Origin of the sequence: Paenibacillus aurantius (genome assembly GCF_032268605.1) — a bacterium.
In the GTDB taxonomy this organism is placed as follows: Bacteria; Bacillota; Bacilli; order Paenibacillales; family NBRC-103111; genus Paenibacillus_AO; species Paenibacillus_AO aurantius.
The window spans coordinates 4,090,880-4,113,098 of the sequence record NZ_CP130318.1 but is presented as its reverse complement, the minus strand read 5'-3'; the positions used below and the strand labels follow the sequence as shown (position 1 = coordinate 4,113,098).

Below are 22,219 nucleotides of genomic sequence, written 5' to 3'. Positions count from 1 at the left end.
GCTTATCCAGTTGAATGGAGGGTCTAACCATGGGCAATAGGAATTATCTGATTGGAGGCGTTTCCGGCGCCGGCAAAACTACGGTCTGCAACGAATTGCAGCGGCGCGGCTACCATGCCATTCATGGTGACCGTGAATTGGTTTATCAAGGCGATCCGGAAACTGGTACCCCGACGGAAGGCTTTAAACCCGAAAACCACATTTGGCATGTAGATAAAGTAAAATCTTTGGTCGCCAATCAGGATGAGGGGGTAACATTTTTCTGCGGTGGTTCGCGGAATTTTCCCAAATTCATCGATCTCTTCGACGGCGTGTTTGTCCTTGAGGTCGACTTGGAAACCAGTCTCCGGCGGATTGATGAGCGAGTGGCACTGGACCCAACTGACTGGGGAGGCAGACCAGAGGAACGGGAAATCAGTGCGCGAATGTATCAAACGAAAGAAGGCGTTCCCAAAAAGGGGATTATAATCGATGCCACCGCACCGATCGCGCGCGTCGTTAACGAAATCCTCCATCAAATCGAAGCAAATGAACGCCAATGACAGTAACTTACGGGACGCTCAATGACAGCCCAATACATCATTGCACCTGGATACGAATAGGACCATCCACTGCGCTAACGGGTACGAGAGAGCAGCGGTGGACCCGATCCATCGCTTTTATTACCTGTAGGCCAATCATTAAGTATGGGCTGGATAGGTACATTAAATCGTTCTATACAACAGAGATATAGAAGCTGAAAAGGAGACCTAAAAAGGAGACCTTAAAAAATGTTCGCTGTTATAACCGACATACACGGTAATTACCCAGCACTGAGAGCTGCCCTCCAAGCAATTGATCAATCAGGGGTTCATCGTATATTTTGTCTTGGTGACATGATAGGTATTGGTCCCGATAGTAATGAAGTGCTCCACATGCTGTTCGCCAGGAATGATATTTCTATGATAACAGGTAACCATGATGAGGCAGTGTTAGCACTTCTTAATGGAGAAGAATACCCAAATAGTCATTTGCATGTAAGAAGCCATCACGAATGGATAGCAAGTAGACTGGAGTATTCCTTTATTCAAAAGCTGAACAATTTGCCTAGGGCTATAAAATTTACGCATGAAGCTTTAGACGTATTGATGATTCATTACCATATAAATCAAGAAAGATTTAAAGACCACATCAGTAAAGATCCCTTTAGTTCTGTTGTTGAACCAAGCTTGCCCAATCTCGTTGAACTATTTTCTGACCGTCAAGAAAACCTTATTTGTTTCGGCCATCATCATCCCAGCCATTACTTTGCGAATCATGATCATACGTTTCTGAACCCAGGTTCACTTGGTTGTTACGAGAAACCTGCCGCTCGTTTTGCACTTGTACAGATTGCTGAAGGGCAATCAAGGATAGAGTTGAAAGAGGTTAAGTATGACAATACAGAGTTCCTAAAATCTTATTCCAAATTAGAGGTTCCTGATCGCGATTTTATTCTCAAGATATTTCATGGTAATCAACTCCGGTAAATGATTATGCTAACGGATACGATAGTAAAATAAAGGGAATTGGCAATGCTGTCGCGAAGATGTATGGCAGCCTTGTTATGCTAACGGGCAGATTCGGGGGAAACGCAGTGAAATCCTATTCTTACTGGATTGCGCTTGTCGTGCTTGTGTTGGACCAGATTACGAAGAAAATTGTCTCCGGCAGCATGGAGGTCGGCGATCAGCTTTCTGTGATCGGCGAGTTTTTCAAAATTCATCTATATAAGAACAACGGCGCAGCATTCAGCATGCTGCCCAACCAGCGGCTGTTCTTCATCGTCATAACGACCGCTGTCGTGACCGGCCTCCTATGGTATATTCAGAGAAGCCGGAGTTCGGGCAAAGCTCTTCTTCTGTCCGCGCTGGGTTTGATTCTCGGCGGCGCGATCGGAAACCTGCTCGATAGGGCGCTGTACGGCGAGGTTGTCGACTTCTTCCAGCTGACATTCGGGAGCTATATCTTCCCGATCTTCAACGTTGCAGACATCGGCATCACCATCGGTGTGGCACTCATCCTTCTCGATACGATGCGCGACACGAAAAATCAAGGGGCCGAGGCTACAGGGATCGGCTGAGACCAATTGGGTAATTTGATGAGTCTGAATAGTTACGCCAACGGGTTAAAATAGTAAAATAAAAAAAATCAACGAGGCTCCTGCGAAGAAATACGGCTCGTTAAGCTAATGGGTACGATAGTTCAAAAAATGATAGGCAGCCGAGTATAAGGTGGATCGGCTGTCTTTCTTGTATATAACGAGGTTCAAAAGAACACCGTTACACGTATGGTTTTTTTTGTATTTTGGGAAAAAGAAGGCGGTGTTCGTCAAATTCAACCCTGATATCGCGTTTATAATGTGGGAGGCTAAGTTAGAATTTAAGCTGTTTGGTTCCTGTCTGCCGTCGAAGGACATGGAAATCACAGATGTAGCAGTTGGTCTGTCAATGGGGATCAATTTAGATTCATGAGCCAGCTCACTACATATGTTTGGCTCATGTGATGCTACTTAAATCTGGAGGGGACTATGAAACATTGCGCAATCCTAATGGTGTCGCTTCTGTTGTTGTTCACCGCTTGTAAAGAAAAGTTGGAAGTAGTAGACAACACCAATTTGGATCCAAACAACCCTGATATCGTAGTAATTGGTTCAGAAATAGAAGGAATCTATCTGGCGAGGGCCGCAAAAGATGAGGGTTTATCAATTGTTGTTTTGGATCCGAGAGACCTATCAGGCGGTCAGCTGATTCAAGGTGAAATGCACTATTTAGATGAAGCAATCGCGGACGGAGGTAGGTCGTTGCTGCAAGGAAGGGTCAAAGAACTTTTTGATCGATACAAAAAAGGCGACATACGCAAGGCAGGCGAATTTTCGGACTATTACAAGACCTTAATCGAGGGAATACCTGTGGAGACAGCCATCACGATAACAACATTGGACATAAAAAGAGATGCAAAGACTTCGAATAAAACATTACATTCCATCAGCTACCGTACAAAAGAGGGAGAGGAGAAGAAAATAACGGCAAAATACTGGGTAGAAAACACGGATTTTTCCGCCATCACAAGTCGCCTAGGCATAAGCAGGATTCCAGGAATTGAGACGGTTTTTAATGAAACGGGGAAAACCAAGGACTACATGGCAGCCTCAATGATGATGAAGTTCCGAAATGTTGATTGGGATAAGTTCAAACGAGAAATAAATCGCCTCAGCAAAGACGATATAACCAAAAAATATGGCGGTGAGTCAACAGTAACCGATAAGTTCACTTGGGGATTTGGCAATGTTGGCGGCAGTTATAAAGCCAGCAGCAAAGAAGTATTCTTACGCGGCTTAAATACGATTAACCAACGCGATGGTGAGGTATTGATCAACGCACTCCTATTATACAACGTCGATCCCGCCCGTGAAGAGAGTATTCGGAATGCAATAGAACTTGGCAAACGGGAGACGGAACGTATATTGCCGCACCTACGAAAAGAACTGCCAGGATGGGAAAATGCTGAGGTTAACGGTTTCCCTAATTATTTATATATCCGTGATTTTGATCGATACGAAACCGAGTATATTCTGCAGGCTTCTGATCAGATGAGCGGGAAAATGTTTTGGGACAATGTAAGCATTGCAGGTTATCCCATTGATCTTCAGGGAACGATGGATCATCCATGGGGCGAGAGAAAGGGAGATCCGGACCAATATGGTATCCCGCTACGTGCGTTTATACCCAAAGGATATACGAACATTATCACTGCTGGTAAAAATATAGGAGCTTCAGCAGTGGCATATGGCAGCGCTCGAATTCAGCCAAATACTTCGTTGGCAGCAGAAGTTATCGGGATAATCCTAGCGAGGATGGACGATGGACAGCAGTTGACGGAAGTTACAGAAAAAAACATGAAAGAGTTTCATGATTACATCAATAAGAAATATGGTATCACATTGAGGGGAGCAGAAGGCAAAAATAAAATAAAGTACATGTCGGAAGAACAGATAAGGCAGCTTAACGAAGGCAGGTTAACACTTCATTAAAAATTCCTGCCCTCCATCTGAGTTTAGTCGAATAAACCAAGGCATTTCCTGCACGACCGCGAAGTAACTTGGTTATCGTAACGAGAAACGAACAAAGATAAGGCTGTAGGCGTGTATCGACAGCCTTGTGCTATGTCTAGGACATATATCGATGGAAAAGATCGTCCCATGAAATAGACGAAAAAAAGTTTTAGAGGTAACTGGCTTGATTTTTTAGATCAGCTTCGGGATTGAGCTAACGGGTACGTTAGTTCAGCGATCCAGGGAGCAGCTTACCGCCGCGGCAGCTGCTCCTTCTGTCGTTGAGCTAAAGGGCAGATTTGCGTAGCAATAAAGGAATAATGTTTTAATTGATCGAATCTTCCTAGTGCTAGGAATTAAGTGGTAAGTGCATAGGGGGTATCAATTGATAAATTTATTTCGATATAACTGGATGGTCAGAGATGAATGGTTTGAATTATCCGAACAAATTTCAAGAGATGAATTGATGCGAAAACGCATTGGCGGTGTAGGTGGCATCCTTTCTACACTTATTCATATTGTAGATGTAGAAAATAGCTGGATTCGCGGTATCCAGGGGAAACCAGACATTCAATTGCAATTCGATAAATACAATTCCATACAGCAAATACGGAATCTTTCAAATTCTTTGAGAACCGAAATTAGGCCCTTCCTTGAGACTTGGAAAAATGATTTTGAACATGACATAGTGACTATCCCATGGACAGAAGGACTTTATACCAAAGGTGAAATTTTACGTCATGTGATTGCTCATGAAATTCATCATATAGGCCAGCTATCCGTATGGGTAAGAGACATTGGGCTTCAACCAGTTTCGGCCAACTATATTGGTAGAGGATTACTTTAAGAATAGATCTCTCAACAAACAGGCAACATAGTACAGCGACGGAATGCATCACATATTTTGGTTCGTTAACGCCTTAGATCACTAGTTGCAGGATATTTTGGGAGTTAAACGAATAATAGGTATTAGTAAAACTTGGGTGACTATAGGAACTCGCTAAGTGGGAGCTTCCGCTGATGGCGGCGCGCCTAACTGAGAGCGTTCCGCAGGAAGAGCAGCGCACATTGCTCGCTATAATACAGCGGCAGCTCAGCTAGTTTACTATCATTTAGAGTTAAGCTAACGGATTACGAGAGTTAAGCAATTACTGAGTTTTATGATATCATGAGAATTCAACATCAGGATGATTGGACGGAAGGAGCCAATTAGGGGGAATTCCGTCTTATTTGCGTCAGCAAATAACTCGTCTTAAATGTGCAGATTGAGTCGTGGGCGATGGGTCTGTTTAGAATAAGAAGATAAATAAAAATATTACGGGGGAATAAAAGTGGCAAAGGTGAAGGTAGCGAAGCGACCAACGAGGGATGAATTTGTTTTAGAGGAGATTGGAAACCAAATAACGGAAGCGAAACAGGAGAGTGCTGAAATCCTGCTGACGGTATGGGGATGGGAAGAACCGGTACGCGGGTACATTGTGGAGATGGATTCAAGATCCGGAAAGGTCCATGTCCAGCGGTCCGAAGAGACAGTAAAAGTACCCTTCATGGATATAATGAGAGTAGATTATCCACGGGATTAGTTTCGTGGTTTTTTTTGACTCACATTAAAGGGGCGGTTATATTTTTGGCTGAAAATCAACATTGAGAATTAACGTAGCCTTAAATAAAATAAGATCCTTTGGAATATTCCAAAGGATCTTTGTGGGAAGCGGTTATGGTTACTCCTTATTGTTCGAGATCTTCATCTCTAGGGTGATTCGTAAACTTTCTAGTGTTCATGGTAAATCAACAACCTTTCCGGATTTGACAGAATCCAAAGGAATCATGTTTTTTCCGTACTGCTGTTTGATTCTTAATACCACTTCCCACGTGCTAATTATTACCCCTTTTAATTCAGTTGAATCACCTAGTCACTTGACAGCAAGATTTAATGGAATGAGTTTGGTACACGGAGGCATTTTTGTTTTACGTGAGCGGCTGTCTTAGTAAAAAATTAATAAAAAAACCTTTAGACCTCGCGGACGTGATGGGTTAAGCTAACTGGCAGTTTTTTGAGTGAGATTTTGTTGAATACAAAAGAGAGGGGAATGCTAATTGCTGCAAAGGTACATTAGATCAGACCAGGATCAATTGGAAGAGTTTATGAAAGTTATGTATGTTTCCAGAGGGTATGTCTTTGATCCTGAAGGATTGCATTCAGATATTAGAAGTATTGAACGGCTATATTTCGAAACGGGAGGCGGATTCTGGTTATTAAAGAAAGAACAGAGTGTTATTGGGACTGTTGGTTTGAAAGGTATTGATTCTGAATACAAAATTGGGGAAATAAAGAGGTTTTTCATCTTACCTGAATATCAAGATAAGGGTTACGGTAAAAGCATGATGAGCCAAATAATAGAATTTGCAAGACAAGCTGGATTAATAAAGATGAGGTTGGACACTGAGAAACACTCTTATAAAGCGATGTCTGTATTTCGAAGTTTTGGCTTTTATGAGATACCAAAATACAATGATAATGATATTGCTGAAATATTTATGGAATTATCCATTGTGACATAACGAATTCAATCAATATACGTTCAGCTAACGGGTACGAAAGAGCAACGGTGGATCCGATCCATCGCTCTTACTGCGTCTAAGCCAATCATTAAGCTATAGGGCAGATTTCTTTAGTTACAACATTGACGTTCGGAAAAATACAAGTTCTACTGCTACTCCAAACCGATACTTTCTTATCTAATCAAAACTTTCCCTATACCCTTGGCAAGGCATCATGTTACCATGTGTTATCCGAAAATTTACCAGTACCGGGGGTGTCTTAATATATGAGCATCAACTTACAAGATTGGATTCAGGAAGCCGATTTGGCGAGCATGCAAAAGGCAATGTCTTCGGGTGAATGTACATCCGAAGACCTCGTACTTGCCTATATCGAACGCATTCAAAGGTATAATCCTTTGATCAATGCCGTATTAGAGATCAATCCAGATGCGCTTGAAATAGCAAGAAATCTTGACCTTGAGCGAAATACAACAAGTAGTCGGGGTCCGCTGCACGGAATTCCCATCCTGCTCAAGGATAATATCGATACGCATGACCGAATGCATACGAGCGCTGGTTCAATCGCATTGGCTGAGTCGTTTGCTGCTGAAGATTCGTTCATAGCGGCAAAGCTCCGCGCTGCCGGCGCAGTTCTTCTAGGTAAGGTAAATATGACCGAGTGGTCGAATTTTATGTCCAACCGTATGCCAGCTGGATACAGTTCCAGAGGCGGATATGTATTGAATCCCTATGGGCCTGGCAAGCTCTTCGTCAGCGGATCAAGTTCAGGATCGGCTGCAGCCGTAGCGGCAAACCTGGCAGCAGCAGCAATCGGAACAGAAACCGCGGGTTCGATTATTGGGCCGGCTAGCCAACATTTTCTCGTCGGAATAAAGCCTACTGTAGGGCTTGCGAGCCGTAGCGGCATTATCCCGATCTCCATAAGTCAGGATACACCAGGCCCAATATCAAGGACAGTCACTGATGCAGCGACTCTACTAGGGGTGATCGTTGGGATTGACGAAAATGATAAGGCAACATGGACTAGAAGCCCACATAGTACTTTTCATGACTACACAACTTATCTTGACAGAGACTTTCTACGTAAAGCTCGTATTGGGATTCCCAGACATTACTATCGGTCGTTGGATGAAGAAAGACTTTCCATCATGGAATCCGCCATCGAAGTTCTACGTGAGCAAGGTGCGACAGTTATCGATCCTGTGGACCTCCATTTGGAACAGCATCCATGGAACAATGATGTTATCTGCTACGAATTCAAAACAGGTCTGAATTGCTATTTATCGAAGTTGAATCCGGATATGCCCGTGCATTCTCTTCAAGATCTGATAGCGTATAATCAAAAACACGCTGTTTCCGCATTGAAGTTTGGCCAAGACAATCTGATTCGCTCGGAACAAAATGCGCTAAACGAGACAACTTATCAACTTAAACGTCAGGAATATAACCATCCGGCTTTAACGCAAGGGATTGACTATGTACTCGATCAACACGGCTTAGATGCATTAATGTTACCCGGTGACATTGATGGTATGTACATTGCTGCCCGGTTAGGATATCCCCTTATTACAGTGCCTGCTGGTTATTCAGCCAAAGGAACAATTGATGCGGATGGCGATTCGACGCAGGGTCCATTTGGAGTTGTCTTTTCCGGGAAGGCTTTTAGTGAACCCACGCTAATCAGCATAGCCTATAGTTTTGAGCAGGCGACACTTTTCCGTCTTCCGCCAGATTTGGACTAAGCTAACGGGTACGATAGCTTAATAAAGACATCAAGAAGCTGCCGTGGGAAATGATCGGTAGCTTCTTTACGCTAACGGGTTACTGCGACGGAATACATCACATATTTTGGTTCGTTAATGCCTTTAGCTCACTAGTTGCAGGATATTTTTGGGAGTTAAACGAATATAAAGTATTAGTAAAAGTTGGCAACGATCCGGAGGGAATTAGATGTTTAAAGAGGAAGAAAGAATAAAAATCAATAAGGATGCATGGAATATAGTAGCTCCTCAATTCTTTGAAGGTTCATTTACAAATTTGGAATACGGAATGTACGCCCCAAGTGAAGAAGAACTGAACTTTTTGGGAGACCTAAAGGGGAAAGTTATTTTAGAAGTTGGTTGTGGGAGTGGCCACACCCTTGAGTACATGGCAAGAGCTGGAGCTGGCGAGTTATTTGGGGTTGATTTGTCTACAGCCCAACTCGAATCCGCAAAAAAAGTCAATTCCCAATTCAATATACCTATTACTTTGATTGAGTCCCCAATGGAGGAGCTCAAAGGGGTCCCCCGAAATTATTTTGATATTGCCATATCTATCTATGCTTTAGGGTGGACAGTCAATCTTAGTAAAACACTAAGTAATATCTTTGATGCATTAAAGCCCGGTGGTGTCTTTGTATTTAGCTGGGAGCATCCAGTTCACAGTTTATTGGAGTATAGAGATGGCAAGTTGGTGTTCAAGCGATCGTATGTTGAAGAAGGATATGAAAAACATGAATCATGGAGAACTGTTTCGATTGTGATGCACTATCGAAAACTCAGTACATACATTAATGGTCTTATCAAAGCTGGATTTATTATTGACCAAGTAGTAGAGGAAACTAGAATCCCTGAAAATGACACGGGTGAACCTAACCAATGGTATTCTGCAGAAAAAGCCAGAACACTCCCCCCGGACCTTATAATTAAAAGTCATAAACCAGATTTTAACATAGGATAATTGACAACAGACACGGCTAGCTCTACATAACATCACACGGTCACTAGGCTAAAGGAGACTTAAAAAATAGTTCGGCTAAAAAGAAGAAGAAATACTTCCCTTCACCCGAAATAACAGCAGGCACGAGATATAAATCATCAATATGGACTTTTTAGGGGGCAATCATGGACTTGTCAATAAATACTTATGAGAGACCAGCAAAAAAGAAAGTCCTATACTATCTCAGATCGATCAAATTATACAGACCTTGACCGGTGTTTGGTTTACTGAGGAAGTGTTAGAAGAAACACGAAGAGATTTATTATTTCAGGATTTAATGTGTGCAGAGATTGATGGACAAGTGACATCCTTTATCGTTTATACAAGCTCAGAAGGATCAATGATTATTTCATTGATGGGTACTCAACCAATGCACCATCGTAAGGGATATGGCTCCCTTTTACTGCAGAGTTTGTTTCAATACGGAAAGCAACTTGGATTTAAGAAAGTTGTTGCTATGACGGTACCCCCTCAAGCAAAGCCGGTCTATGAGCAAACCGTCAGCTTTTATAAAAAGCATGGATTTACAATCGAAAAGGAATACACAGAATTATGGCAAAGCGGCACAATTCAGTTGGTGAAGCTTCTTCGTTGAACTAACGGGCGAGAGTTTAAAAACATAGGAGGGAATTGAGATATGAAAAAGTTTTTTCTCGGATTAGTATGCGGTATTGTATTAACCGCTACGACTGCTGCTTATGCTTCTGATACCATACAAGCATACTTATTTCCTGCAAAATTTGTTATTAACGGTGAAACGAAAAATCCTAGTGATTCGGGATACCAAACCCTCAATTACGACGGACACGCATATGTTCCTATTCGTTATATCGCAGAAAATATGGGTTCCAAGGTGGCTTATGATGAAGTGTCCCAAACCATTACGGTAGATAATGGATTTAATGTTATAGACATCAATAATCGTGAAATAAGTGCTGGACATTTAGCAGTAACAAAGGAAGGCAATCATTCAGTCATTAATGGCAAACTTTATATTGGTTATTTTGCATGGAATCATAAATATATAGATGGTTATCAGTCCATGACTAAATATTCTAACCCAGAAATTGATGTGACTAAAACGGACGTGAAAGGTAACCTTCTTTTTTGGGATAATGAAGGTGAACTCATGGAAAGAGTGCCTTACGAAGTAAAAAATGCTTCACTTGGAGAGGAACAAATCTTAGCCTTACAAACATCAAGCCAAACGGATGTTTCAGAATATGCCGTCGTTACATTGGAAAGCAAACAGCCAACTCCTACTCAAGTATTTGGTGGGTTAGGACCAAATTACATAGATGCTGAAAACAAGGTTAATTTTGCCGTACAAGATATAGTGAAAACAGGCGACTACAGTATTGTAAGGGGTGGTCTTTATTCGGTTAAATCAAACGAAGTATCGGATGAAGCACCTATTACGATTACATTCTTAGATGCATCTGGAAAAAGTATTGGGGAAGCTAAAACTACATTGGCTGCCACTAAAACGGCTCAGTTACAATTCGCTGTATTAGTTGGAAAAGGTGACTTTACTAATTATAAATCCATAACAGTTAAAGTAGGCAATTAATAAAAAAAATTTTATTGCCTGCAATGTACTCCACTAACGGGCACAAGAGCTTGATATACACATCATAAAGAAGCTGCCGCGGGAAAATGAACTTACCCCCGTCAAGTAGACAGTAAATATCAAGCCACTAAGCGACCTTGGTCCGGTATTCAACCGGACTAAGGTTGTTTAGTTTCTGTTGAAAACGTTCGTTATTGTAAAAGTGAATATAGCTTCTAATGGCCTCTGTTAGTTCATCTTCAGATGCAAAGGATTGTAGGCGAACACACTCCGACTTGAGGTGCCCGAAGAAGCTTTCAATGCAGGCATTGTCCCAACAGTTGCCCTTGCGCGACATACTTGGCTTTATCTTCTTGCGCTTCAACAGCGTATGGTAATGCTTGTGGGTGTATTGAAACCCTTGGTCGCTGTGAAGCAAAAGCTTCTTCACATTGCGCTTGTGTACAGCTGCTTCGACGGTATCCAGTACAAGCTTTAAGTTGTTGTGGCGGCCGATTTGGTAGGACACCACTTCGTTGTTATAGAGATCAACAATAACCGATAGGTATAGGAATCGGGAACCGATCGGCAGATAGGTAACATCGGTTGCCCACTTTTGGTTCGGGGCTGTTGCGCTGAACTTCCGGTTAAGCACGTTCTTAGACACAACGGTGGCTTCCCGGGAGCCGAAGTAGGGCTTCTTGCGCCTAATCCGTGATCGGATGCCGAGTTCCCTCATGAGCCGGTAAACTCGCTTGTGATTGACTTGGAGATTATAGGTCTTCTTCAGCCATGTGCGAACACGGGGATACCCGTAGATCCCCTTTACATGCATGTGGCATTCCATGATCTTCGCCTTCAGCTCGTCGTCCTGGATCTGTTTGGCTGTAGGGTGTTGCTTGCGCGCTGCCCACTTGTAGTAACTGCTTCGGGCTACGCCTGCCAGTCGGCAAAGCAGCGTGATCGGATAGGACGGAGCTAGTTCTTCAATGGCTTGGTACGTTTGACGTTGTTCTTCTCTTCCCCCCTTTGCAGTTCGATAAGCTTTTTTAGCAACGCATTCTCCGCTCGGAGCTGCAATAGTTCTTCTTCCACCGTTGCCGGTTTCTTAGGTCTCCCTGTACTTGATGTGCCTCTTTTTTCCTTAAGCCCCTCGAGTCCTTCTCGTTCATAATGCGCTACCCATCTTCGAACCATTTTGTCGTTGATGCCCAAAGCCTTTGCTACGGTTTTGTGGCCCATACCCTCTACAACGAACATTTCCACTGCTCGCCGTTTGAATTCTATGTCATACGTCTTCCGAATTTCGCCCAAGAAAAATCCCCTCCAAGTAAACCATAGTGTGCTTTTTCCACACTGTCTACTTAAAGGGGATAATATCAAAAGATCGGCAGCTTCTTTACGCTAACGGGCAGGATAGTTTAAGCACTTTCACGAATACTTAGCCACGGCGAACTTACGAAGTGTTCGCTAAAAAGGCGTTATCGGAAATATCATTACTCAAGGAGAGAGCCTTGTGAAACAATATTCTTTAGATATTCTTTTACCCTTTAAACTTCCAATTGAGGATGATATTAAATTTGTTAGTGGGTACTTTTTCGGAGAATTTATTACAACATTTCATACCTACGGAAAAGAGATTAAATATAGTGGTGACGATACTCCTGTTATTGAAGAGAGCACTTGTATGTCTATTGTTTTTGTTCCAAAAGATGATTTCTTTAAAGACGAGGTAACTAAAGAGGATAGCTACAGAGTTTTAGTTCTTAAATGTATAGAATATATTAATAAATTTATTGACGCACTTAGAACCTGTTTTGGTCTAGATTATCTATACAATATTACCATAGCGGATTTACCCCAATATTTAATTATAGATTTGAACGGAGAAAGTTGTCTGTACTTAACAAAACCACAGGAAGTATTAAGAAAAGAGATACTATTGAGCACAGAAGGTATGAAGAGGTTAGGGAATACTCTTCATACTTGGGAACTTTACCCGGAGCAATTCTTAGTGGACAAGTTCTTTGATTCTGCAAAGTCGCATCTTTATAGAGAACAACATCTTGATGCTATTATTGATCTTCAAACTTCTTTTGAAATTTTTATACGAAATACCCATAGGTTAATACTGACAAAGCAAGGTGTAAGTACTGAAGAAATTGAAAAGGTAAGTTCATACGCTTTCCGTAATGTTATTGAACAGCATCTTGCTAAGCAACTAGGAGTAGATTTGAGATTTAACACTCTAGGGCCTATAAAAAATTGGTATGAAATACTTTATAACTTGCGAAATCAGATTGTCCATCAAGGTAGGACTTATGTTACTGGGAATGAAGCTTATGATGCATATGACGTGTATGTTGCTGCACGTAATTACATTTCTGATGCGCTAGTTGCAAAGGGTTATTTAGATCACAATGGGAAGGTGGACTTGAACCTTTTTCAAAAAAATGTTAATGGAAGTATTGATATAAATGAAATCGTTAAAAGCCTGAAGGAAAGAGGACTAATTGATAATGACTTGAAGTTAGAGTAAGAACTTAAAGGTGGATACGGGGAAGAATGATACTTCCGATAACAGAGCATTCACTCGTCGGGGGGCAAGTCCTCTCGGTCCGCCACGAGCATCTCAAGCTTTGGTGGAACGTGGATCGATGGACCTGCAGGTTACATCGTGTGTTATGCGTTTGCAGTTAAACCCAGCCATCAGAAACAAGGTGTTGGGGGAGCGCATATCCGCGAAGGTTTGCGTCTTGCGGCGAAGAACGGTAACTCGCATGTGTTACTAATAGGATACATTGACATTAAAAAATATGCTACAAATAAAGGGACTCATCTTAACGATGGGTCTTTTTGTTTGCTGCATATTGAATTGGACGAACTTATCCTTGAATAAAATATAATATGGAGGGGATGAAAATTGAAGATATTAACTCAGGTTGATTGGAAACTTATTGGATTTGTTGGAGTAAGTTTGTTGAACGAGTATATACTCATCTTCCGTTATCCCCGAATATATTATTGGAATGGGTATCGTGATAATCAAATTAAGATGAAACAAATAAAGCCAGTGATTATCCCAGATGATAAGAATAAAGCCGCATAGAAATTAAGTTGACTTGTCCTTAGGATGGGTCTTTTTGTTTCTTGCATAACTTAAGCCATCCAGAATATAATAAGAACAAATGTTCTTATAGGTGGTGCGATTAAATATGGGAAAGAAACTCGTAGGGAATGGGATTTGGGAAGCGTCACGCATGATGCTGCCGGAACATCGAGATCGCATTATTACATATAGGCGAGACTTGAACATCAAAGAGAAACCTATCCTGGACGAGCAGAGAATTATGGAACTAGTAAGAGTGATATCCGAAGCAATTTTCACAGACAATGAAGTAAAGGTTTCGGTTTTCGATGATTATGAGGATCATATACATATCGGCTGCATTGATAAAATAGACACATTAAATAAGCAAATCAAACTCATACATAATAGTGATTTCGTTTGGATTAAATTGCAGGATATCCTTGAAATACAATTAATCTGAGCAAAGCAACCTTATTATTGTTGGTTATTTTTTGATGTGGTACTATAGTCTTGTTCCAAGTTTTGTAAAGTCGGTAGATTCATTGAGGAGATAACAATGATCACTTTTTTGAAGCGGCTTTTGAGTTCGCCTAAACAAGTCGAGAAAATAAAAGAAGTAGTTGTTGAACCGGCACGGACTAGGGACTCAGAAAAAATGAAGGTTGAGAGAAATCTTAAGGGATCTGAGTATGAAAAGGAAGGCAAAATTGAACTTGCTATTGAGTTGTATGAAAAAAATGTAGAAAAGGGTTTTGACGGAAGTCACCCTTATGACAGTTTGTGTGATATCTATAGAAAGCAAAAAAGGATCAATGATGAAATAAGGGTGCTTAGAAAAGCTATTAAGGTTTTCGAGAAGATTAGTGATTTGCGCTCAGACAAGCGTCCAAAACTAGAGCGCTATAAAGAGAGATTGAAAAAGGTAATTGAACTGCGTGATAAGAGGTGAAGGTGAGTGAGACTAAAATTTTCTTTGAAAAAGAAGAGTGCTTACTTTAGCCAAGAACAACTAATTTTTCTAGAACACTATATTGATGATCCTTCGAACTGGAAAGGACTAAAACAGGATTTCATTTCATTAGCACTTATCGAAGTTGGAGCGAATCATATTATAGTTGATGTTGAGGATACTGGTAATCGGTGGCGAAAGCATTTTGCCAGGAATTTATGCTTAAAAGGAAAATTAGATGATCTCTGTGTTCCTTATGGTAAGAGTAGTAGAGAGCTATTTGAAGTTCAGACTTTGTAAGTAACAAGATATTGTCCCGTAAGGAGTTCCCATTGTAACATTTACCTGCTGCTGGACTTTTTCTATTTTTTAATGTCCATAGAGGAGATAAATATGAAAAGCGCTATAAATCATACTCTGGGAGCCAAGCAAAAGAGATTTGAATGGTACATAGACTCAAGTAACAATGTAAGTGTCAAAAGGGACTTTCACGAATATTCATTTTCGGCTGAATTGATTTCTGCAATACATAATTTTGTAAAGAGTCATCCAGATACACCTCTTGCTAATAACGTAAGCAAACTTGGTAATGGTACAGAAGTTGAAGGAATAGGAAAATTCATATTGGAATCACTAGAATTGACTGTTGCAGAAGCTCAACTTGCTAGTCAATTAGCAGCAATCTTTTGTAAGTCTGGTGTCTGGATAAGCAATGGAAAAGTCAGAGGAATGAGATTTAGTAGTTTAAAAGCGTGTGGCCACCCTCACTTCATGACTATTATAGTCAGACGATGATGAATTAATATTTAATGAAGGATCATTAAACTAAAGTCCCAGGGAGCAGTTACCATTAAATTCAGTATAGTAATATTTGCATCGGGGGTTGGTAGTTATTAATAAAAAGAAGTTGTCCAAGGAATATGTGGGTGATTTTTTAGCATCAGAGAATTTGTTAATGAATTTGACCCTAGAATTCGACTAGGAAGGGCCTACGGTGAAAGACTCGGCTAGACTGTTTGATTTTCAAACGGTTAACGAAGACATGGTCAGGAGGCTGTTCGCTGCTTTCGACTCCAAGGCAAGCATTACCCAAGTCTCGCCCTTGACGAAAGGCATGAGCACCAGCAATTATGCCTTACGGACAGACAGCGGTAGCAAGTATGTGTTAAGGATTTATCCCGCTAACAACGACCACAGCGGGATTGAGGCGGCAGCCTATCAGTATGCAAAAGCAAAGATTCGCGCCCCAGAGATTTTCTATTTCGATGATAGCAAGCAGATTACCCCTTTTTCTTACCTAATCATGGTGTTTATTGAAGGCTCGACGCTAGGGGACTTTATTACCGAGAACGAGGGATGTCCCGACGATGTCGTGCATCGAATCAGCAGCTCGCTTGCCTTGCTGCATCAAACCGAATATTCTCATATGGCGCTGTTAGACGAGCATTTGCAGATCGCGGAACAGCTTGAATCCTTCGCGAGCCAATATTACACCTTACTAAACGGCCTTGCAGGAACCCATATTCAACCTTCAACTAAAGAGAAGTGCATGCAATTCCTGGTGAATCACGCCGCATTGGTAGAGAGGATTGCAGACAAGCATGTGTTCTCGCATGGCGATTTCATTTTCTCCAATATTATGGTCACGCCTTCATTGGAGCCTTGTTTCATCGACTACGAGTACTGTTTCGCGGCGCCTGTCTTTTATGACATAGGCAAATTCTTCAGGACAAGGACGCAAGTCGAGCGCTATATCGGCGCAGATACCATTGCCGCCTTCCAGGAAGGCTACAACCGTAAGGCGAGAGAGCCTTTGCCTGAGGAGTGGTACGCGCTGTCCAAGCTTGCCGACATATCCACTATGCTCCACCTCATTAATAAACCGCAAATTCCTGATGGTTGGGGATCGGCGATTGACGGTGAGATCGAGAAGAATTTGAAGCTGCTGGCCGGGGAAGCCGGGCCGTTATCGAATAAATGAAGTGGGATTTCAGTATTTGATTGCTAACATGAATCATTGAGCTAAACGGGTACGAGAGAGCAGCTGTGGATCCCATCGCTTTTATTGCCTCTAGGCCAATCATTAAGTATGAGGCTGGATAGCTACATATATAAAGGCTGAAAAGGAGACCTAAAAAGATGTTTGCTGTTATAACCGATATACACGGTAATTACCCAGCATTGAGAGCTGCTCTTCAAGCAATTGATGAATCAGGGGTTGACCGTATATTTTGTCTTGGTGACATGATCGGTATCGGTCCTGATAGTAATGAAGTGTTACACATGCTGTTCGCCAGGAATGATATTTCTATGATAACAGGTAACCATGATGAGGCAGTTTTAGCACTTCTTAACGGAGACGAATACCCAATTAGCCATTTGCATGTAAGAAGCCATCATGAATGGATAGCAAGTAGACTGGAGGAATCACTTATTCAAAAGCTGAACACTCTGCCCAGGGCTATAAAATTTAGGCAGGAAGCCTTAGACGTATTGATGATTCATTACCATATAAATCAAGAAAAATCTAAAGAGCACATTAGTAAAGACCCCTTTAGTTCTGTTGTTGAACCCAGCTTACCCAATCTCGTTGAGCTATTTTCTGACCGTCAAGAAAACCTAATTTGTTTCGGCCATCATCATCCCAGCCATTACTTTGCGAATCATGATCATACGTTTCTGAACCCAGGTTCACTTGGTTGTTACGATAAACCTGCCGCTCGGTTTGCACTTGTACATATTGCTGAAGGGCAATCAAGGATTGAGTTGAAGGAGGTTAAGTATGACAATACAGAGTTCCTAAAATCTTATTCCAAATTAGAGGTTCCTGATCGTGATTTCATTCTCAAGATTTTTCATGGTAATCAACTCCGGTAATTGATTTTGCTAACGAGAGACGATAGTAAAATAAAGGAAATTAACGAGGCTGCCGCGAATAAGTACGGCAGCCTCGTTAAGCTAACGGGCAGCATTGCGTAGTAAACACTTCTTGAAGGAAATCTTAACGAATTGGAATAAGCTGAACAACGGAATTTGTTCATCTTATGGAGATAGATGTTGCTGCTTAGGAATTTTCACTCACTTATTTTCTTGGTCGGACACGATATGTCAGGGGATCCTTCCTATACTGGAATGGCAAGACATCTTAAGGAGGCGAAAGGAATGAAGCTTACCATCGCGACGCATGACGATCAACGGATGGCGGTCATTCAGGAAGCGGTCAAGCAATTCCGCAAGGAGAACCCGGACGTATCCGTAGTACTGGAACTCGTGCCGAACAAGGCAGAGTTGATCCGTAGGCTCACGAGCGGTGAAGGCCCGGACATTGTGGAGTGGGAAGGCACCAACATGGGGCAATGCCTGGATGCCGGGATCTTGTCCGATCTGCGGGAATTTATCCTGCGAGACAAGGTCGACATGGGCAACTATTTTCCGCGCATCGCACAGTCCGTAGAATCGAACGGACGGATCGGGGCGTTGCCGGTCATGACTGAGACGCTCGGGGTCTTCTACAACAAGCAGCATTTTGAGGAAGCGGGGTTACCGTATCCGCAAGACGGATGGACGTGGGAGGACTTCAAAGATACGGCAAGGAAATTGACGATGCGGGATGAGAGCGGGAACGTGATCCGACACGGTGCCTTTACGAGCTTCGGATATATGCTCTACGTCGAACCGGTTGTCTGGAATTGCGGTGGATCTTTCATATCGGAAGACGGCGTCGAACTGGAAGGTTATCTGAACCATCCGTCGACCATAGAAGGGTTCCGGCAATACTTGTCCTTGTTCGACGAGGACGTGTCGCCGAGAATGGGGGTTGGGCAGGATTCTTGGATGGCTTGCTTTATTCATGAGAAAATGTCCATGTATCTGGATGCGAACTGGGCGATCAAACCCATGTCTAAAGAACAGAAGGAAAAGTTCGGAGTCGTGGGTTTCCCGGGCGGCAAAAAGCATCCTAAATCGAACATTTTTCAAGTGTATGGGTATGGTATCTCTACGACTTGCAGCAATCGCGAACTTGCCTGGGCTTTTCTCCGCAAACTTGCTCTTCCGGGGGAAGGCGTCGACAAGCTGTGGACCGTTCTAAACCTGGCGGCAAACCGGAAGACGGCGGATCAGAGCGGCCACAAGGCGGACCCTATGTATGCCGTTTTCTACAAGGAACTGCAATACGGCCAAGATGGCGCGTACCAGTACCCAAACTTCATTCCCGCCTTCCATCACAACGAGACCTTCGACAGGCTTGTTCATGCCGAGGATGCGGAACATGTCCTTCAAGAGGCGGTTCGCCGTACTCCCAAGATCACGCCTTTTGATTTTAAGTCCCCGGGATGGTGGTGATTCCCCATGAGCAACATGCATCGGATTCTGTGGTTTGACGAACAAATTCGCAGCCGCCGCTATCCGAATGCCCGGTCGCTGTCTGAACGGTTCGAGATCTCGGTCCGACAGGCCGGTCGGGACATCGAGTATATGCAGAACTCCCTACTCGCTCCGATGAGTTACAATGCCAAAGAGCGAGGGTATGAATACTCGAATCAAGCTTACATTTTGCCTTCCGTGTTTCTGTCTGAGACCGATCTTCGGATCTTGAGCTTCCTCATCTACAAATACGAGGAAGCCGCGAAATCCATAGGATACGTCGAAGGTCTCGACCGCGTCGTCCAGACACTGAAACGATTCGTACCGTATCAACCGGAGAACAGCGACTTGCCGATATTTCGTGCGGATTCCGCACTTGCCGACCGGAAGCATGAGGTGGACGAAGCCATCCGGCAGAGCCATAAGCTTCGTATTGCATATACGGACGAGGAAGAGGAGTATGAGGTGGTGGTGCATCCCTTTCGCACGTATTCCCAAGCGAATGGGGTCTATCTAATAGCCTTGTGCGAGCAGTCCGGCGAGGTCGAGTATTACCGGTTGGAACGGATGACGAGGGTCGTCGACACGGGGGAAGAATACCGCAAGAAAGCCGCAGGCAAAGACTAAGGTTCCTAGATGAGTGAGAAAAGGGCCGTCCATACCTTTGACTCGTGGACAGTAATGTACGGTAAAATGTGTAAAAGCCCAAAGGCGGATGAACCAAGGTCACGCTGGAAAGACGTGAGTTCATTCCGCTAACGGGTGTACAAGAGCTTAATAAACCCATCAAGAAGCTGCCGCGGGAAAAGATCGGCAGCTTCTTTACGCTAAGGGGAAGAAGAGTTTAATTCCATATTGTGTTAAAATTTAGTGAAAATGAAAATAGGAGTGATATGATCATTAGCGGCGAGATGCTGGGAGAAGATCTACTACTTGATGCCTTAGATAAGATATACAGTCTTTCAAGTCCAATAAAGTGTAAATTCCTAAGAGGAAGTTTTAATGATCATTACTCCATTGATGCGAATGGAAGTAAATTTATTTTAAGGATTTATAAAAATAAAAAAAGATACATAAGAAATATTACAGATATTCGTTTTGAACTGGATTTCCTGGAGTATCTACACAGTAATGGGGTATCTGTAGCTTTTCCAATTCGAAGTATTAAAAATGAAACCCTAAACACTGTACATTGTAAAAATGAGCTTCGATATATAGCCTTATTTGATCATGCTGAAGGTAGTCATATAGGAAATATTAATCCCAGCGATGCAATGTTCTTCGGGAAATTAGTCGCTTCTCTTCATAAGAAAGCCGATGAGTTTAAAAGCGAACATTCTCGAATTAAAATTGATCAAGGATATTTGATAAATGAGCCATTAGAAACTTTGGAAAAGTATATCGGAACCCTAAATTTATCCGATATATCCTTTTTTAAAACTCGTGCAAACATCATGTATGAGCAGATTAATCAACTTCCTACAACTAATGAGGCATTTGGCTTAATTCATGGAGACTTAAACCCGTCTAACGTTCACTATAGTCCAGTACATGGTTTTAAAATTTTCGATTTCGATCATTGCGCGTATGGATGGAGGATACATGATTTAGCGGTGATAAGGCTTTGTTTTGATAATATCGTATATAAAGCAGTCTTAAACGGTTATCAATCAGTCAGACCACTTAGCTCAATTGAAGAGAAAAGCATCGATATGTACTCTGATGTGTTGTTACTTAGGAAGAGCAAGGATATATTAGACATGTTAGAAGTCAATAAAAATTCCAAAGAGGAAAAGACAAAGGTTGTTATTAAAACCATTGAGACCTTACGTATTCTAAACAATAAACCATTCAGCTAACGGGTACGATAACACAATCACAACAAGCGGCCGACATCATCAGCCGCTTGTTCCGCTTACGGGCAGTAGAGTAAGGTATTATCCAGATGGTAACTTCGATTAAAATCAAATTATCCATTGTATCTTTCCTGGGAAACAGATTATGTTAATAGATAAAATGCGTGGAAAGTGAGTGGTGGGTATGCCATATTTCGCACTCTAGGTCTGATACATGATCAAAAACAAATATATAGACAAGAGGAGAAACAAGATGAAAACCGAATTATCTGGGATGCGATTGGAAACAGAGCGTCTAATCATTCGTCCTTACAACGAAAGTGATTTGGTGGAATCGTTTGAGCTGATGCAAAACCCAGAATTGTTCACTTATATGCATATGGGAGTTTTATCGTTCGAAGAATATAAAGGACTATTCAAGTGGCTAATCGACAGTTACAATACACCCTTTAACATGCCATTTAAATACTCATTTGCGATTCGAAGCAAAGCAACAGGCAATTTCATCGGCTGGTGTGGTGTGGGCGTACTTGATTTAAGTGCACCTGATAAAGAACTGTATTATTTAATTGGCCGTGACTATTGGGGTAATGGTTATGCAACTGAAGCAGCCGCCGCGTTGACAGCCTATGCCTTCAATGTTATTGGATTAGACCGATTGTTCGCTAAGGCCAATTCACAGAATACTGCGTCAATAGGAGTAATTAAGAAACTGGGTTTTGTGTTTGGACGCGAACTAATGGGTTTGACAGGTGATTACGAGGAGTGTAACGGTGAGTTATTGCATGTTCTCACAAAGGAACAGTTTCACAAGCAGGCAGAAATATGATTTGAGTAAAGTCCATCCTATGAGGGATGGACTTTTTATGAAACTTGCCTTGAGAACGGTTCATTCCGCTAACGGGTACGAGAGTACAGCGATGGAACCGATCCATCGCTTTTACTGCGTTCCGCGCGGAAACTCAGCTAGCCGGAAACGAGAACTCGTGGCCTATTACAGAAAATTGAAAGT

The 22,219-nt window shown here is 42.2% G+C and carries 24 protein-coding genes; 22 read left to right on the top strand and 2 right to left on the bottom strand.

The window, feature by feature from the left end:
* Positions 1 to 29 precede the first annotated feature (29 nt).
* The 11 genes from MJA45_RS18600 (at position 30) to MJA45_RS18550 (ending at position 10,967) form a co-directional block, all read left to right on the top strand.
* Positions 30 to 542 (top strand): AAA family ATPase, encoded by a 513-nt coding sequence (locus MJA45_RS18600; RefSeq protein ID WP_315603403.1) that lies wholly within the window; start codon positions 30 to 32, stop codon positions 540 to 542.
* Between the two features lie 228 nt (positions 543 to 770).
* Entirely contained in the window at positions 771 to 1,508 is a 738-nt protein-coding gene (locus MJA45_RS18595; RefSeq protein WP_315603402.1) for a metallophosphoesterase family protein, read from the top strand.
* A gap of 107 nt (positions 1,509 to 1,615) precedes the next feature.
* Positions 1,616 to 2,101, top strand: coding sequence for a signal peptidase II (gene lspA, locus MJA45_RS18590; protein ID WP_315603401.1), 486 nt, complete (start codon positions 1,616 to 1,618; stop codon positions 2,099 to 2,101).
* A gap of 468 nt (positions 2,102 to 2,569) precedes the next feature.
* Positions 2,570 to 4,051, top strand: a complete 1,482-nt coding sequence (locus tag MJA45_RS18585) for an FAD-dependent oxidoreductase (protein ID WP_315603400.1) — start codon at positions 2,570 to 2,572, stop codon at positions 4,049 to 4,051.
* Between the two features lie 406 nt (positions 4,052 to 4,457).
* Positions 4,458 to 4,919: a DinB family protein gene (locus MJA45_RS18580; protein ID WP_407083058.1), complete on the top strand. Its 462-nt coding sequence runs from the start codon at positions 4,458 to 4,460 to the stop codon at positions 4,917 to 4,919.
* Between the two features lie 484 nt (positions 4,920 to 5,403).
* Complete coding sequence (locus MJA45_RS18575) at positions 5,404 to 5,655, top strand: YolD-like family protein (RefSeq protein ID WP_315603398.1); 252 nt, start codon at positions 5,404 to 5,406, stop codon at positions 5,653 to 5,655.
* Between the two features lie 514 nt (positions 5,656 to 6,169).
* Positions 6,170 to 6,634, top strand: coding sequence for a GNAT family N-acetyltransferase (locus tag MJA45_RS18570; RefSeq protein WP_315603397.1), 465 nt, complete (start codon positions 6,170 to 6,172; stop codon positions 6,632 to 6,634).
* Between the two features lie 266 nt (positions 6,635 to 6,900).
* On the top strand, positions 6,901 to 8,379 hold the full coding sequence (locus MJA45_RS18565) for an amidase family protein (protein WP_315603396.1): 1,479 nt from the start codon (positions 6,901 to 6,903) through the stop codon (positions 8,377 to 8,379).
* Positions 8,380 to 8,587: 208 nt separating this feature from the next.
* Positions 8,588 to 9,358: a class I SAM-dependent methyltransferase gene (locus tag MJA45_RS18560; protein WP_315603395.1), complete on the top strand. Its 771-nt coding sequence runs from the start codon at positions 8,588 to 8,590 to the stop codon at positions 9,356 to 9,358.
* 247 nt (positions 9,359 to 9,605) lie between these two features.
* A complete protein-coding gene (locus MJA45_RS18555) occupies positions 9,606 to 9,992 on the top strand; it encodes a GNAT family N-acetyltransferase (protein WP_315603394.1) in 387 nt (128 codons plus the stop codon).
* A gap of 42 nt (positions 9,993 to 10,034) precedes the next feature.
* A complete protein-coding gene (locus MJA45_RS18550) occupies positions 10,035 to 10,967 on the top strand; it encodes a stalk domain-containing protein (protein WP_315603393.1) in 933 nt (310 codons plus the stop codon).
* A gap of 127 nt (positions 10,968 to 11,094) precedes the next feature.
* On the opposite strand, the gene MJA45_RS18545 is transcribed toward MJA45_RS18550, so the two are convergent.
* On the bottom strand, positions 11,095 to 11,937 hold the full coding sequence (locus MJA45_RS18545; protein ID WP_315608055.1) for an IS3 family transposase: 843 nt from the start codon (positions 11,935 to 11,937) through the stop codon (positions 11,095 to 11,097).
* On the bottom strand, positions 11,925 to 12,260 hold the full coding sequence (locus MJA45_RS18540) for a transposase (RefSeq protein WP_315603392.1): 336 nt from the start codon (positions 12,258 to 12,260) through the stop codon (positions 11,925 to 11,927). The genes MJA45_RS18545 and MJA45_RS18540 overlap by 13 nt, the downstream gene beginning before the upstream one ends.
* Positions 12,261 to 12,462: 202 nt before the next feature.
* Here MJA45_RS18540 and MJA45_RS18535 point away from each other — a divergent pair, with 202 nt between their 5' ends.
* From MJA45_RS18535 to MJA45_RS18485, 11 genes are all read left to right on the top strand, one after another.
* On the top strand, positions 12,463 to 13,485 hold the full coding sequence (locus MJA45_RS18535) for a HEPN domain-containing protein (protein ID WP_315603391.1): 1,023 nt from the start codon (positions 12,463 to 12,465) through the stop codon (positions 13,483 to 13,485).
* A 676-nt stretch (positions 13,486 to 14,161) separates the two neighbouring features.
* Positions 14,162 to 14,497 carry a YolD-like family protein gene (locus tag MJA45_RS18530; protein WP_315603390.1) on the top strand — a complete coding sequence of 112 codons (336 nt, stop codon included), beginning with the start codon at positions 14,162 to 14,164 and terminating at the stop codon, positions 14,495 to 14,497.
* A 96-nt stretch (positions 14,498 to 14,593) separates the two neighbouring features.
* The gene (locus MJA45_RS18525; protein WP_315603389.1) at positions 14,594 to 14,986 is read left to right on the top strand and encodes a tetratricopeptide repeat protein; all 393 of its coding nucleotides are present in this window, start codon (positions 14,594 to 14,596) and stop codon (positions 14,984 to 14,986) included.
* Positions 14,987 to 14,992: 6 nt separating this feature from the next.
* The gene (locus tag MJA45_RS18520) at positions 14,993 to 15,286 is read left to right on the top strand and encodes a hypothetical protein (protein WP_315603388.1); all 294 of its coding nucleotides are present in this window, start codon (positions 14,993 to 14,995) and stop codon (positions 15,284 to 15,286) included.
* 93 nt (positions 15,287 to 15,379) lie between these two features.
* A complete protein-coding gene (locus tag MJA45_RS18515) occupies positions 15,380 to 15,781 on the top strand; it encodes a hypothetical protein (RefSeq protein WP_315603387.1) in 402 nt (133 codons plus the stop codon).
* 199 nt (positions 15,782 to 15,980) lie between these two features.
* Positions 15,981 to 16,967, top strand: a complete 987-nt coding sequence (locus tag MJA45_RS18510) for a phosphotransferase family protein (RefSeq protein WP_315603386.1) — start codon at positions 15,981 to 15,983, stop codon at positions 16,965 to 16,967.
* Between the two features lie 158 nt (positions 16,968 to 17,125).
* Positions 17,126 to 17,863 carry a metallophosphoesterase family protein gene (locus MJA45_RS18505; RefSeq protein ID WP_315603385.1) on the top strand — a complete coding sequence of 246 codons (738 nt, stop codon included), beginning with the start codon at positions 17,126 to 17,128 and terminating at the stop codon, positions 17,861 to 17,863.
* Between the two features lie 285 nt (positions 17,864 to 18,148).
* Positions 18,149 to 19,330, top strand: coding sequence for an ABC transporter substrate-binding protein (locus MJA45_RS18500; protein WP_315603384.1), 1,182 nt, complete (start codon positions 18,149 to 18,151; stop codon positions 19,328 to 19,330).
* A 6-nt stretch (positions 19,331 to 19,336) separates the two neighbouring features.
* Positions 19,337 to 19,978, top strand: coding sequence for a helix-turn-helix transcriptional regulator (locus tag MJA45_RS18495; RefSeq protein ID WP_315603383.1), 642 nt, complete (start codon positions 19,337 to 19,339; stop codon positions 19,976 to 19,978).
* Between the two features lie 230 nt (positions 19,979 to 20,208).
* Positions 20,209 to 21,210, top strand: a complete 1,002-nt coding sequence (locus MJA45_RS18490) for a phosphotransferase (protein ID WP_315603382.1) — start codon at positions 20,209 to 20,211, stop codon at positions 21,208 to 21,210.
* 211 nt (positions 21,211 to 21,421) lie between these two features.
* Complete coding sequence (locus tag MJA45_RS18485; RefSeq protein ID WP_315603381.1) at positions 21,422 to 22,036, top strand: GNAT family N-acetyltransferase; 615 nt, start codon at positions 21,422 to 21,424, stop codon at positions 22,034 to 22,036.
* The last annotated feature ends 183 nt before the right edge of the window (positions 22,037 to 22,219 follow it).